This window comes from Tersicoccus sp. Bi-70 (genome assembly GCF_001968825.1).
Classification (GTDB): Bacteria; Actinomycetota; Actinomycetes; order Actinomycetales; family Micrococcaceae; genus Tersicoccus.
Genome location: NZ_MIEU01000010.1, coordinates 57,597 through 70,302 on the forward strand (window position 1 = coordinate 57,597; position 12,706 = coordinate 70,302).

Here is a 12,706-nt window from a genome sequence, read left to right on the forward strand (position 1 = left end):
CCGGCAGTAGCCTGCTGCGATGACCGATGAGGTGAGGCCCGCGATCGACGCCGGGCTCGTCGCCCGGCTCGTGGCCGCGCAGTTCCCGGCGTGGGCGTCGCTGCCGGTCCGGCCGGTGTCGCCCCAGGGCAACGACAACCGCACCTTCCGGCTCGGCGACGAGCTGGTGGCGCGGCTGCCGAGTGCGGCCGGCTACGTTCCCGCGGTCGAGAAGGAGGACCTCGTCCTCCCGCGCCTGGCCGGAGCCCTGCCCGTGGCGGTACCCGCACCCGTGGCGACGGGCGCCCCCGGTGAGGGCTATCCGTTCCCGTGGTCGGTGCGGCGCTGGTTGCCGGGGACGACGGCGGACGCGGATCCCGCCCTGGACCGGGACGCCCTCGCCTGCGATCTCGGGGCCTTCCTCGTGGCGCTGCGGGGACTGCCGACCGCCGGCGGGCCGGTGGCCGGTCCGCACAGCTTCTTCCGGGGTGAGCACCCACGGGTGTACGACGACGAGGTGCGGGCGGTCCTCGCGGCCCTGCGAGCGCGGCAGGACGACGGCATCGACGTCGACGCCTGCGCCGCCGTGTGGGGCGAGGTGCTCGCGACCGGGATCGAACAGCCGGACGGGTGGTTCCACGGCGACATCGGCGTCGGCAATCTGCTCACCGTCGACGGCCGGCTCAGCGCCGTCATCGACTTCGGCACCTGCGGGGTCGGCGACCCGGCGTGCGACCTGGTCATCGCCTGGACCCTCTTCGACGCGGCCGAACGCCGCCTCTTCGCCGCCGCCGTCGACCTGCCGCCCGCGACGTGGCGCCTGGCGCGCGGCTGGGCGCTGTGGAAGGCGCTCATCACGGTGACCGGCGCCGAGCGGGACACGGCGTACGACCGGTACCACCGGGCCATCCAGGAACGCACGATCCGGGCGGTGCTCGCCGACCCCGTCGCCGGCTGAGCCGGACGGGCTGAGCCGACCGCGCGCAGACGGACCGGCCGCAGCCGGCGACGGTGTCAGTCCGTGGTCGAGACGTCCGGCACCGCGGCGCCGTCGCGGGCGAGCTGCCGCTCGATCCGCGCGTCCGGGATCAGCCAGATCAGCGCGACGACGACGTACACGGTGATGCCCATTCACGGCTGCACCAGGGTCAACAGGATGCCGGCGACGTAGAGGAACGGTGAGAGCTTGCCCTTCAGGTCGCGGCCGAGCGCCCGGTGCAGGGACGAGCGTCCGCCCTGCGCTCGGAGCAGGCGGCTCTGCAGGAGCATGTAGGCCAGCGCGTTGGCCAGCAGCACGACGCCGTACGCGGCGACGGGCACCGGCGCGAAGTCCTGCTCGCTCATCCACGCCGTCGTGAACGGCACGAGCGTGAGCCAGAACAGCAGGTGCAGGTTCGCCCAGAGCACCGACCCGTTGACCCGGGAGACCGCGGCCAGCATCTGGTGATGGTTGTTCCAGTAGATGCCGAGGTACACGAAGCTGAGCACGTACGCGAGCAGCACCGGGACGTCCGCGCGCAGGGCCGCCAGGGTCGGGCCGTCGGGCTTGGGCAGTTCCAGCACCATGACGGTGATCGCGATGGCGATCACGGCGTCGCTGAACGCGGCGGTTCGTTCACTTCTCACGGTCCACCTCCGGGAGCGGACCCGGTCGGCCCGCACGGTGTCCATCCTGCTGGTCCGGCCGCCCCGAGGACAGACCCCGAAGACCCGCCCCGGGCCCTCGCCACCGGTGCGGCGGCGGACTACAATCCGGGGTCAAACGCACCGACACCGCCGCATGAAGTGGCGGACCGACGGCGAGCGCTCCGGCGAGTTCCGCACTCCACCGGGGACGGAGGTGACGCGGATGGGAACGCCCGGGGACCCCGGATCACGACTGAGCCTGACGGACTACCTCGTGCGCCTGCAGGCCGATCTCGGCGCGGTACGCGGCGCTGCCCGCGAGGGTGAACAGGACGACGCCGGGTTCGCGGTCGACGGCGTGTCCGTCGAGGTGGACGTCACGTGGCAGCCCGCCGCGAGCCGGCAGGAACCGGCGTTCTGGATCGTGGACGACGAGCGCGACGTCGGGCACGACGAGGGCCGTGCTGCACGGAACCGCCAGCACCTCGTCGTCCACCTCAGCGCGCGGGCGAGCACGAGCGGCGCCGCCGCCGACGACGCGGAGTACCGGTCCCCGACCGGCGTCCTGCCGCCCGCCTCGACCGAACCGGACCGATGAGCACGCCGACGCCGGAGACCGCGTGGGGCGGGCCCGCCTGGACGGTCAAGGTCCGCGGGCGCCGTTACGTGTGGGGCTCCGCAGGCATGACCACCGACGTCGACTTCGCGACGGCCCCGCTGCTGCACCTGGCCAACGACGGCGCGGGCGAACCGGTCACCATCGGAACCCGCACCGCCGCCGGGGCCACCACCGACCTGGGCACCATCCAGGCCGGCGAGTGCCTCACCCTGCCCGTCAACCACCTCGCGGGCGTCTACGCCGAGAGCGCCGTCGACTCGCTCCTGCACTGCGTCCTGCGCTGACGCCGCCGACACCGACCAGTCCTTCCGCCGGAGAGGAGCCCGTGATGGGCACCGCCAGGGTCATCACGATGACGGCGCGACCGCGCACCGTCGCCTACCTCGGGTTCGAGATCGGCGGGATCCTCGACACCCGCCCCGTCGACCTCGGGGACACCGTCCCGGACATCCCCTGGGAGAAGCTCACCGACCTGGTGAAGGAGGCCAACGTCAACCCGGGCGACCCCTCTCGCCTCGGCGCCGACGGGCAGGCCATCCGGAATCTCGCGAACAGCTTCGCGCTGGCCACTCTCCGGAACGAGGACCGAAGGGCCATCCTGGACAGCGCCGTCAACTCCCGGCAGAACGTGTACTTCTCCAAGTACGCCAACGCCGGATTCGTCATCTCCACCATCCGCGGCTACTACTCCCGCACCTCGCCCGCGTCCAAGCCCAACCGGCTGCAGACCCTCAGCGACCTCGCCCAGCAGCAGGCCATGGACCTGCAGCAGGCGTACGACGAGGACGAGGTCGGGGTCGTGCGCTCGACGACCAGCTTCCTCGAGTCCGCCACCCGGAACCGCGGCGGCGGAGATCGCGGGTCCAGCTTCATCCAGGAGAGCGTGGGCCGGTACGCGCCGAAGGGGTCGAGGATTCCCCACCTGCTTCCGGCACCGTGGGAGGGCTACGAGGCGATGCGCTTCACCGCCAACGGCAGCGACGCCGCCCCGCTGACCGTGGGACGGACCTACGAACAGTCGCGGGAGCACGGCAGTTCGTCCGGCACCCAGTCGGCCACCCATGTCGACCACGAGTACCGCACCCCGAACCTGGAGGCGCGGGCCCGGAACCACCGGGCCCAGATCAGCCTGATGGACCAGCGGTTCGAGTCGTACCTACTCGAGCAGAACATGCCGCACCTGGAGACGATCTTCGCCAACGAACTCGCCTCGCTCGACAACGACGTCTACCAGCTGCAGGTCGCCCTGCTCCGCTCGTTCCTCACCTCCCCGGTGGCCGGAGTGGTGACGGGCGTGTACAAGAACCCGGGGGAGCCCGTCGACGCGGGCGAGCCGGTGCTCCGCGTCGAGGACCACCGCCGGGTCCGGCTGGTCGGTTCCCTGGTGCACCACGGTCCGGTGGCGCTCGGTGCGGCGGCCACGGTGGTGACGACGCTCAGCGGGGCGGCGGGTCCGGTGACCACCATGACGGGGACGGTCGTGGCGGCCCGGGGGACGGGGGACGGCGCCCGGTGGGAGGTGGTCGTCGACGCCCCCAACGTCGACGGCGCCGGGAACCCGATCCTGCCGCTGGACTGGACGTTCGACGCGGAGTTCACCCAGGTGACCCTGAGCTGACGCGGGCAGCAGGGCCGGGACGAGGACGGAGGCGCGTGGCATGTGTCCGGGGGAGGGCGATCCGGGAGGCGGCAGCGAGCCGGGCGGCTCCGGCTCGTTCGGCGGCGGCGGGGACATCGCCGCCATCCTGGCCTACCTGAACCACTGGAGTCTCGGCAACGCCGGCGACTACACCGGCAACGGCGGCTACGCCGGTGACGACATCGGTCCGCCCGGGTCGGTGGCGCCGCCGCAGACCCACCTGCCCGACACCCCGGCGCCCGACCTGTTCTCGCCCGCACTCACCCCGCCGCGAACGGTCCCGGGCGGCCAGCCCCGCTCCGGGGTCGGCAGCGGCCGGCCACGGGACGGGTGGTCGTCGACCGGCAGCGAGACCCCGCTCGGCCTCGCCCCGTTCACCGGTGTCGACGTCGACCCGTTCACCGGTCTTCCCACCGAGGTCGAGCACCCCGACCCGTACACGGGCGCCCCGGCGTTCGATCCCCTGACCGCCCTCGACCGCCCGATCCGGCCCAGGACCGGCGGGACCTCCGTCGTGGGCCGGCCCCCGCGCCTGCTCTCCTCGCCCTACCTGCTGGCCGACAACGTCGTCGTCTGCGACCCGGCCCGGACCTCGTGCCTGCCACCCCGGGCGAGCGACGCGACCGAGTCGAGCGTGCGCAACCAGATCCAGGCCGAGCTGGACGAGAGCCACGCCGCCATCGAGGCGCTGGCCGCGGGCCGCGCGACGATCGTCGGAGCGGGGGAGGCGGACCTGCAGCAGCTCGCCGCGCAGGCGCTCCAGACCACCGTGAGCGACGAGTACCGGCTCGCCGCCACCGTGAACGAGCTGCGCTCCCACCCGCTGGAGGTCCGGCGCTCCGCGGCCCTGACCGGCATGGGTCACGTCGCCGAGGGCGTGGGCACGATGCTCGTCTCCGGGGCCATCGTCTACGGCACGGGTGGCCTCGCGCTGCCGTTGATCGGGGCGATGGGATTCGCGTCCGGGACCGCCCAGGCCTCCTCCGGCCTGGCCCTGGCCTTCAGCGGCGCGGACACCACCGAGACGGTCCGGATGAGCGGCCAGCTGGACTACGTCTTCGCCCTCACCGCCTCGCCCACGGCGCTCGGGTTCGGCACCACCGGGCTGGTGCTCAGCGGGGGCGACGTCGAGGTCTCGCACCGCTACGCCGTCGTCGGCCGCGTCGTCGAGGACCTGGCGACCGCCCGGGGCAACCCGTCCCGGCTCTACGCGACGGTGCTGCCGGCGGCGACGACGACGGAGCGGGCCTCCTCCGCGCTGCTGCTCAAGGACGTGGCCGCGCTGGGGTTCCGGGCGCGGGCCGAGACGGTCGAGCAGGTGGCCGCGAAGCTGAACCGCGACTTCACCGTCGAGGACCTGCGGGCCATCGCCGCGTTCCGCGAGGAGATGGGCGTCAGTGGCCGGCTGGACCTCGCCGGGGTCGCGGGGCACGCCGCCGCGGAGGCGGCGGGCAGCGGGCGCGGCGTGGACGTCGTGAAGTACGGCGGGGCGTTCCAGCAGGAGCTGAAGCTGCACGGCCCGTACACCTGGCTCGAAAGCTGGTACCTGGACAGGGCCGCGACGCAGAGCCTGAACTACAGCCTCAAGTACCAGCTCGAGACCCGCGCCATCGGGGAGCAGCTCGTCCCGATCCGGTCCGTCAAGCACCTCTGGATCAGCCCCACGGAGGCTGTCCGGTACGTCAAGTGAGCAAGGAGAGGACCATGGCACGCTCGATCCGCCTCGTCTACCGGAACATGCAGGGCCGGTGCCGGATCAACCACGACTGGGAGCCCATCGCCAAGCGCTCGGCGGTGCTGGTCACCGCCGCCGAGTGGGTGGCCGGCCGGGATCCCTATGACGAGACCGGCCGCCCGCACCTGGGCGACGCCGACATCTGGGTCTCCAACATCGGCCCGCACGACCCGGAGGGCGCCGCCGGCGGCGTGGAGTTCATCCTGCACGTCGACTGGGACGAGCCGCTCGCGGTGCAGGTGACCATCACGGTGTTCGAGCCGATCGAGAACTTCCTGGTGGGGAACTGAGCCCGCGGGCTCAGCTGACGTAGCGGCGGGCCGCGCTGGTCCGCTGCGAGGCCTCGAGCACCCGGAACCGCCGCTCGACGTGCCGGGGAAGCGGGCGCCGGTCCCGCAGCACCCACGGCAGCCCACGGACCGCGTCGAGCACCGCGGCGGCCGTCACCCGGTCCCGCGGGGCGCCGGCGAGCACGTGACCCGTGCGCCGCACGAGCGCCGGAAAGGGGCGGCGCAGCCACGTGAACCAGAGGGTGTTGCGCAGGCCGTGCCGACGGCGCAGGTGCGGATCCCGCGCGGTGGACGCCTGATGGTGGATCACGACGTCGGGCAGGTGGCACAGCTCCCAGCCGGCCGTGGCCAGGTCCGCGGCCATCAGCTCCTCCTCGCCGCCGAGCCACAGCCGCTCGTGGAATCCGCCGACCGCGGTGTACGCGGACCGGCGGATCACGGACGCCCCCGCGAGGAAACTGCCCAGCGCGGGGCCCGGCATGGACCCGGCGGTCTCGACGGGGGAGTGCAGCAGCTCCGCGTTGATGGGGTCCTCCGTGCCGCCCGGTTCGACGAGGATCTTCCCGGTCACGACGCCGAGGCTCGGGTGGGCGTCGAGGGCGTCGGCGGCCCGGCGCAGCGACCCGGGCTCCCACCACGTGTCGTCGTCGCAGAAGCCGACGTACGGGGCGTCCAGCCGCGCCACCGCCACGTTGCGCCCTACCGCGCCGAGGTTCTCGGAACTGGCGATCAACTCCGCCCAGGGGTGCTCGGCCTCGATCGCGGCGGCCGTGCCGTCCGTGGAGCCGTTGTCCACGACCACCACGTGCGGCTGCTCGGGAAGCCGGCGCAGCCGGTCGAGCGAGAGCAGGGCCTCGTCCCGACGGTTGTGGGTGATCATGACGACGGCGATCCGCGGATCCGGCCGCGGGGTGGCCTCCGTCATCGGGTGCGGATCGGCACGCGGGTTCCGTCGGCCGGTCCCGGCAGCGGGACGCCGGACCGCAGTGCGGCGAGGGAGGCCTCGGTGGCGGGGGTGAGCCGACGCCGGGCCCGCAACGCCGCCGGGCTCCGGCGGATCGCCTCGGTGAGCGCACGCCATCCACCGTCGCTGACCAGGGCCGTGCCGGTCTGCCGGGCGACCTCCGCCCAGCTGCGGCGCAGCAGGGCGGTCAGCAACCGGCTGCGGATCAACTCGGACTGCCGCCGCCGGTCGGTGTCCCGCTGCAGCGACGGGTGGTGGTGCGCCCGGACGGCGGCCACGTGGGCCACCTGCCAGCCGGCGTCGACCAGGTCGAGGGCGAGGCGCTCCTCCTCGCCGGGGAACCGGACGATGTCGTCGAACCCGCCGACGGCGAGGAACGCGCGACGGCGCACGATCGTCCCGCACGCGACGAAGCCGAGCAGAGCGGGGCCGGGCCAGCCCGGCGGGGTGCCGAGCGGCGAGGCGGCGAGCACCGCGTTGATCGGGTCGGGATCCTCGCCCGGGCCGACGACGAGGGATCCGGCGAGGGCGCCGAGGCTGGAGTGTGCGTCGAACACATCGGCGGCCGCGGCCAGGGCGCCGGGAGCCCACCAGGAGTCGTCGTCGGCGAAGGCCACGTACGCGGTGTGGGCGAACTGGGCGCCGAGCGTGCGGGCGGCGGCGCCCGCGTTGATCATCAGCGGGATCACCGTGACCTCGGGGAACGCGGCGGCCACCGCTGCGGAGGTGCCGTCGGTCGAGGCGTTGTCGACGACGATCACGGGTGACTCGTGGTGGCGGAGGTTCTCCAGCAGCTCGTCGCGCCGGTTCCGGGTGGCGATGACGACGGTCATCCGGGCGTCGAGGGGGGTACCGGGCCCGGGTTCGGCGCTGGCGGTCACAGTTCTCCCTCTCGACTCCACCGACGCCCCGATCGGGGCGTCAGCACACGGAACATCCTACGGTTCACGCCGCCCGGATCCCGGCCGTGACGCGGCTGCGGGCACCCGCTACGATGGCACGCATGTTCCGGTGACGAGCCAGCATCCCGCGTCCGCGGCCCCTGACGACGACGAGCAGTCCAGCTCCCGGTCGACCCGACCGGTCACGTCGTCCGGACCCCTCTTCCCGGGGGCACGGCCCGGCGGGTTCCCTTCCCTCGTCAGGAACCTCATGACCCCCTCCTCTGCCCGCCCTTCCGCTGCGCGCGACTCCTCTGCCCGGCCTCGTGCTGCCCGGCCTTCTGCTGCCCGACCTCCTGCTGCCCGACCTCCTGCTGCCCGTTGGGCGGGTCTTCGCCTGGACGGGGTCGGCTTCTCCTACCCGACGCGGCCGGACCGCCGCGTGCTCACCGACGTCACGCTGACCGTCAACGCCGGCGAACGCATCGGCCTGATCGGGGAGAACGGCAGCGGCAAGTCGACACTGCTGCGCATCGCCGCCGGGCTGCTCACGCCGGACCGCGGTGTCGTGCAGCGGCCGGACGCGCCCGGGCTGCTGCACCAGCAGGCCCCGTACGACGCCGCGGCCACCGTCGGCTCGCTCGTCGAGGACGCCGTCGCCGACGTCCGCGCCCTCGCCGGCCGCATCGAGTCGCTCGGTGAGCAGCTGAGCGCCGAGCCGGACGACCCGACGGTGGCGGACGCGTGGGACGCCGCCCTGCGGGACGCCGAGCGGGACGAGGCATGGAGTCTGGACGCGCGGATCGCCGCGGTCCTGACCGGCCTCGGGCTGGACCACCTGCCGTCCGGGCGGGCCGTCACCGGCGTCTCGGGCGGCGAGCGGCGACGGCTGCAGCTGGCCGCCCTGCTGCTCTCCCGGCCGGAGGCGCTGCTGCTGGACGAGCCGACCAACCACCTCGACGACGGCGCCATGGACTTCCTCGCTTGGGAACTGGCGGCGTGGCGCGGGCCGGTGCTCATGGCCAGTCACGACCGGTGGTTCCTCGACGCCGTCGCGACCGGCATCGTCGATCTCGACCCCGGCCTGGATCCGGACGGCGCGGGCGGTGACCGGCAGGGCACCGCGTGGACCGGCGGCTACAGCGACTACCTGAGCGCTCGCGCGCGGGCGCGGCGCCGCTGGGCCGCCCGGTACGCGGACCAGGAGGAGGAGCGCGCCCGGCTCGAGGAGGCCACCGGCCTGGGGGAGGGCGACCTCTTCCACCGGTCGACGTCGAAGAGCGAGACGCGCGCCTCGACCACGTTCTACGCCGACCGGGCCGCGAAGACCCTGGGCAATCGCCTGCACGCGGCCCGCAGCCGCCTGGACACCCTGGAGCGGGAGGCGATCGTCGCGCCGCCGGAACCGCTGCGGCTGACGGCGCTCACGGGAACGGCGTCCCGGGGAACCGCGCCGACCGGACCGGCACCCGGCGCCCGGACGCCGCGTGCGCGGGTGGGGGCGCCCCACGCCCGGGTCCGGGAGGCGACGACGTTGATCCAGGGTCGGGCGGTCGCGGTGCCCGGCCGCCTGGACGCCGTCGACGTCGACCTCCGAGCCGGCGACCACCTGCTCGTCACCGGCCCCAACGGGGCGGGCAAGTCCACCCTGCTGGACGTGCTGGCCGGCCGGCTCGCGGCCGGGTCCGGGGAGCTGGACCGCGAGGACGGGCTGGTCATCGGCCGGCTCGGCCAGCACGACCCACGGCCCGACGGCGACGGTACCGCCCTCGAGGCCTTCCGCTCGGCGCTGCGGCAGACGCGGCGGCCGGGCGAGCCCGTGGACCTGCCCGGCCCCGTCGAACTCGGGCTGCTCGCGGCCGAGGATCTGCGCCGGCCGCTGCGCGACCTCTCACCCGGGCAGCGCCGCCGGGTCGCGCTCGCCGCGGTGCTGGCCAGCCCGCCGGACGTCCTGCTGCTGGACGAGCCGACGAACCACCTGGCCCTCGGGCTGGTGGAGGACCTGGAGGCGGCGCTGGCCGAGTGGGACGGGACCGTCGTCCTCGCCACGCACGACCGTTGGCTGCGCGAGCGCTGGACCGGCCGCCGCCTCGCGCTCGGCGGTTGACGGGGCGGGTGGCCGATCAGCTCGAGCGCGGGGCCGTTGAGCGGAGCAGGCGCGACGCCCGGTCGGTCCGCTCGCGGACCTGCTGGATGGCGTCGCTGCTGAAGGCATGCGCCTGGGGTGCGTACGCGCTCAACGCGGCCGGCCCGACGCCGGAGACGAGGAAGGGGACGCCGATCATCGAGACCACGCCGTGACGGGCGGCCGTCCACGCGAAGCTGGACCAGCGTCCCTCCGTCGTGACGTCGCCGACGAGCACCAGGGACTGCGTCCGCCCCGCCAGCAGGGACGGGCCCTCGCCGGTGTCGAACTGCACGGCATCGATGTCGCGAGCACTGTCGGTGCTGGCGGCGAGCGTCCGCCCGACGCCGCCGTCGAACGCCATGATGGTGCACCGCACATACGGGTCGGTGGCGCGCAGCCCGTCGGTGACGACACCGGTGAGGCGCTCCAGGAAGTCCTGGACGTCCGTCACGTCCCGGAGGTCGTCGTCCCAGCCCCCCTGCTGACGGGCCGGAGAGGGCGCCGGTGTGACCGAGGCGGCGACCCAGGCCAGCAGCAGGTCTGCCTCGAGGCCGAGGAGCCGGGCGACGGAGAGCGCCGGCGACGCGACCGTCGGGTCCGGCCGGTGGTCCTGGACCATCCGGACGGCCTGCGCCTTGAACTGCTCGGTGTAGGTCGGCGGCGTCACCGGGCGACGCTCATGACCAGCCGGCGTTCCTGAGGCGAGGAGGACGAACCGTCGCGAGGAGTCCGGGGGGCGGGGACGACCGGATGTTCGGACATCACAGTGGCCTTTCGTTCAGTGCCTCCGCAGATGCGGACCGGCACGTGCGGCCACTGTCCGACCGTCGGTTCCAGCGTACACGCGGGCGACGACGGTGTCCCCGGTACGTCGACATCCGGGGCAATGTCAGTCAGCCGTCGAAGCGGGTCGCCGCCTGGCCACCGCCGATGCTGGCGACCAGGTCGGCGGCGATCTGCCGCAGCTTGATGTTCCGGTGGTTCGACGCGGACTCGAGCATGGCGACCGCCTGCTGCTGGCTGCACTGGTTCTGTCCCATCAGGATCCCGACCGCGAGGTTGATGTCGGTCCGGGACTCGAGCGTGGCCCGCAGGTCCGCCTCAGTGTCCCGGTGGCGGGCCAGGCGCAGAGCGAGGCGCAGGGCGCCGGTGGCCTGGCGGGTCTGCCGCTGGATCATCTCGATGGCCGCGGCATCGAAGGCGTGTGGCTGTCCGGCGTAGACGTTCAGCGCGGCACGCGCCTCCCCCTCGAGCTCGAACGGCACCGCGATGATGGAACCGACCTCCGCCTTCGCGGCGGTCGCGGTGTACTCCGGCCAGCGGCGCTCCGTCGCGGTGTTCTCGACGTGCACGACGATCTGCTCCCGCAGGGAGGTCAGACACGGGCCGTCCGCGTGCCGGCCCTGCGACTCGTCGAGTGCGCGCGCCTGGTCGCTGGAGGCGGAGACGGTGTCGGGCCGTCGTTCCCGCATCAGGGTCACCGCGTAGCAGAGTTCGCCCATGTCGGCGGGCATCAGGTCGGCGAGCATGGCGGTGAAGCCCTCGAGGAAGTCGATGAACTCGTCGCTGCGCAGGATCAGCTCCTGGAGCTGGGCGAGGAAGTCGTCGGAGGTCTGGGTGGACACGGGGTCCCTTTCGGAGGGGCTGGGGAGGGGCTGAGGGAGGGGAAGGGGGGAGGGAGGAGGACGGACGCCGCTCAGGGCAGCTGGTGATCCTGGGAGTCGAGCACGCGGGTCAACTCCTCGAGGCGGTCGAGCGTGACGGGATGGGGCCCCTCGAGGGTCAGGTACTCCGCCTCCCGTTGCCGGGCCACCCGGCTGTGGAGGATCTGCAGGTCGCGGAGCGTCAGCACGGTCAGGTCGGGGAACGGATCGGTGGGGCGTAGATACGTGCTCGCGCTGGACCGATGACTGGGAGCCGAGAAGATGTCGCGGACCGCGGGCAGATCCGGGGCGACCGGGTCCTCGCCGAGCACGTCGTCGGTCATGCGGCCCCCGGGCAGACGGGCGCCTGGCCCGCGCGCGCACCCGCACCCGCGCGTGCACCAGCGCGAGCGGGGGTACAGGAATGGGGGGCGGTCACGGCGGCGCTCTCCTCTGGCAGGACGACACACTGAAGGAAGGGCCGCTGCTTGACCAGATGATCAGCATACGAAGCCGTGCTCTCGTGGACCAAAACGCCACGCGGCGCGGCAGGAGCGGTCTCCGCCCGCCCGGGTCAGACGGCCCGGGTGTCCGTGTCCTCGAAGATCAGGAACGTCTGGGTGTCGAGGACTCCGGGCATGGTCTGCAGCTGGTCGAACACCACGCGACGCAGATCGGCGTTGTCGCGGGCGCGCACGAGCAGGATGACGTCGAAGCTGCCGCCCACCAGGGCGATGTGGGCGATCTCGTCGACGGCCTCGAGCCGCGCCCGCAGTTCCCGCCACGAGTGCTGCCGCAGCCGCAGGGTGACGTAGGCGGACGCGCTCAGGCCCAGCTTGAGCGGGTCCACCACGGCGGTGAACCCGCTGATCACCCCCTCGCCGGTGAGCCGGTTGAGCCGGGTGTAGCAGTTGGCTCGCGAGATGTGCACGCGTGCGGCGAGCGTGGCGACGGGCAGGCGGGCATCCCGGCGCAGCTCGGCGATCATCGCCCGGTCGACCTCGTCCAGCTCCATGGCGGCGTCCTCTCGTCGGCCACGCTCCGCGCGCGCATCGAATCGTCCAGCCGCGCTGACTCCAGCCCGGCTTGTTGAGCATATCGTCCAGGAAAACCGCATACGGGCGCAGAACGTCCGGCCTCGGGCGTAATCGATGTGACGGAATGCCGGATAGCCGCATACTGGTGCGACAGGACCGTCATGT

At 73.4% G+C, this 12,706-nt stretch carries 14 protein-coding genes; 7 read left to right on the forward strand and 7 right to left on the reverse strand.

Going from position 1 to position 12,706, the window contains the following annotated elements; translation table 11 throughout:
- The first annotated feature begins 19 nt into the window (after positions 1-19).
- A complete protein-coding gene (locus tag BGP79_RS04170; RefSeq protein ID WP_076693419.1) occupies positions 20-937 on the forward strand; it encodes an aminoglycoside phosphotransferase family protein in 918 nt (305 codons plus the stop codon).
- 173 nt (positions 938-1,110) lie between these two features.
- Here the strand turns inward: BGP79_RS04170 and BGP79_RS04175 are convergent, their stop codons facing one another.
- Positions 1,111-1,605, reverse strand: coding sequence for a TMEM175 family protein (locus BGP79_RS04175; RefSeq protein WP_233121101.1), 495 nt, complete (start codon positions 1,603-1,605; stop codon positions 1,111-1,113).
- Between the two features lie 223 nt (positions 1,606-1,828).
- Here BGP79_RS04175 and BGP79_RS04180 point away from each other — a divergent pair, with 223 nt between their 5' ends.
- The 5 genes from BGP79_RS04180 to BGP79_RS04200 are packed head-to-tail and all read left to right on the forward strand — an operon-like array spanning position 1,829 to position 5,888.
- Positions 1,829-2,203 carry a hypothetical protein gene (locus BGP79_RS04180; RefSeq protein WP_158067132.1) on the forward strand — a complete coding sequence of 125 codons (375 nt, stop codon included), beginning with the start codon at positions 1,829-1,831 and terminating at the stop codon, positions 2,201-2,203.
- Positions 2,200-2,508: a hypothetical protein gene (locus BGP79_RS04185; protein ID WP_076693421.1), complete on the forward strand. Its 309-nt coding sequence runs from the start codon at positions 2,200-2,202 to the stop codon at positions 2,506-2,508. The genes BGP79_RS04180 and BGP79_RS04185 overlap by 4 nt, the downstream gene beginning before the upstream one ends.
- Before the next feature lie 44 nt (positions 2,509-2,552).
- Positions 2,553-3,842, forward strand: coding sequence for an HlyD family efflux transporter periplasmic adaptor subunit (locus BGP79_RS04190; RefSeq protein ID WP_076693422.1), 1,290 nt, complete (start codon positions 2,553-2,555; stop codon positions 3,840-3,842).
- Between the two features lie 40 nt (positions 3,843-3,882).
- Positions 3,883-5,553, forward strand: a complete 1,671-nt coding sequence (locus BGP79_RS04195) for a hypothetical protein (RefSeq protein WP_076693423.1) — start codon at positions 3,883-3,885, stop codon at positions 5,551-5,553.
- A 14-nt stretch (positions 5,554-5,567) separates the two neighbouring features.
- A complete protein-coding gene (locus BGP79_RS04200) occupies positions 5,568-5,888 on the forward strand; it encodes a hypothetical protein (protein ID WP_076693424.1) in 321 nt (106 codons plus the stop codon).
- A 10-nt stretch (positions 5,889-5,898) separates the two neighbouring features.
- On the opposite strand, the gene BGP79_RS04205 is transcribed toward BGP79_RS04200, so the two are convergent.
- A complete protein-coding gene (locus BGP79_RS04205; RefSeq protein WP_076693425.1) occupies positions 5,899-6,813 on the reverse strand; it encodes a glycosyltransferase family 2 protein in 915 nt (304 codons plus the stop codon).
- Positions 6,810-7,733, reverse strand: coding sequence for a glycosyltransferase family 2 protein (locus BGP79_RS04210; protein ID WP_233121104.1), 924 nt, complete (start codon positions 7,731-7,733; stop codon positions 6,810-6,812). The genes BGP79_RS04205 and BGP79_RS04210 overlap by 4 nt, the downstream gene beginning before the upstream one ends.
- A 442-nt stretch (positions 7,734-8,175) precedes the next feature.
- Between BGP79_RS04210 and BGP79_RS04215 the strand changes: the two genes are divergently transcribed.
- The gene (locus tag BGP79_RS04215) at positions 8,176-9,840 is read left to right on the forward strand and encodes an ATP-binding cassette domain-containing protein (RefSeq protein WP_233121106.1); all 1,665 of its coding nucleotides are present in this window, start codon (positions 8,176-8,178) and stop codon (positions 9,838-9,840) included.
- Positions 9,841-9,856: 16 nt separating this feature from the next.
- Here BGP79_RS04215 and BGP79_RS04220 read toward each other — a convergent pair whose 3' ends face one another.
- The 4 genes from BGP79_RS04220 to BGP79_RS04235 form a co-directional block, all read right to left on the reverse strand.
- Positions 9,857-10,528: a GAF domain-containing protein gene (locus BGP79_RS04220; RefSeq protein WP_076693426.1), complete on the reverse strand. Its 672-nt coding sequence runs from the start codon at positions 10,526-10,528 to the stop codon at positions 9,857-9,859.
- Positions 10,529-10,754: 226 nt separating this feature from the next.
- Positions 10,755-11,486: an ANTAR domain-containing protein gene (locus BGP79_RS04225; protein ID WP_076693427.1), complete on the reverse strand. Its 732-nt coding sequence runs from the start codon at positions 11,484-11,486 to the stop codon at positions 10,755-10,757.
- A gap of 71 nt (positions 11,487-11,557) precedes the next feature.
- Positions 11,558-11,848, reverse strand: a complete 291-nt coding sequence (locus BGP79_RS04230) for a hypothetical protein (protein ID WP_076693428.1) — start codon at positions 11,846-11,848, stop codon at positions 11,558-11,560.
- A gap of 230 nt (positions 11,849-12,078) precedes the next feature.
- On the reverse strand, positions 12,079-12,519 hold the full coding sequence (locus tag BGP79_RS04235) for an Lrp/AsnC family transcriptional regulator (protein ID WP_076693429.1): 441 nt from the start codon (positions 12,517-12,519) through the stop codon (positions 12,079-12,081).
- Between the last annotated feature and the right edge of the window lie 187 nt (positions 12,520-12,706).

Coding starts and splice junctions, on each gene's coding strand:
- BGP79_RS04230 (WP_076693428.1), bottom strand. CDS start 11,848: ATGACCGACGACGTGCTCGGCGAGGACCCGGTCGCCCCGGATCTGCCC.
- BGP79_RS04185 (WP_076693421.1), top strand. CDS start 2,200: ATGAGCACGCCGACGCCGGAGACCGCGTGGGGCGGGCCCGCCTGGACG.
- BGP79_RS04235 (WP_076693429.1), bottom strand. CDS start 12,519: ATGGAGCTGGACGAGGTCGACCGGGCGATGATCGCCGAGCTGCGCCGG.
- BGP79_RS04200 (WP_076693424.1), top strand. CDS start 5,568: ATGGCACGCTCGATCCGCCTCGTCTACCGGAACATGCAGGGCCGGTGC.
- BGP79_RS04170 (WP_076693419.1), top strand. CDS start 20: ATGACCGATGAGGTGAGGCCCGCGATCGACGCCGGGCTCGTCGCCCGG.
- BGP79_RS04190 (WP_076693422.1), top strand. CDS start 2,553: ATGGGCACCGCCAGGGTCATCACGATGACGGCGCGACCGCGCACCGTC.
- BGP79_RS04195 (WP_076693423.1), top strand. CDS start 3,883: ATGTGTCCGGGGGAGGGCGATCCGGGAGGCGGCAGCGAGCCGGGCGGC.
- BGP79_RS04205 (WP_076693425.1), bottom strand. CDS start 6,813: ATGACGGAGGCCACCCCGCGGCCGGATCCGCGGATCGCCGTCGTCATG.
- BGP79_RS04180 (WP_158067132.1), top strand. CDS start 1,829: ATGGGAACGCCCGGGGACCCCGGATCACGACTGAGCCTGACGGACTAC.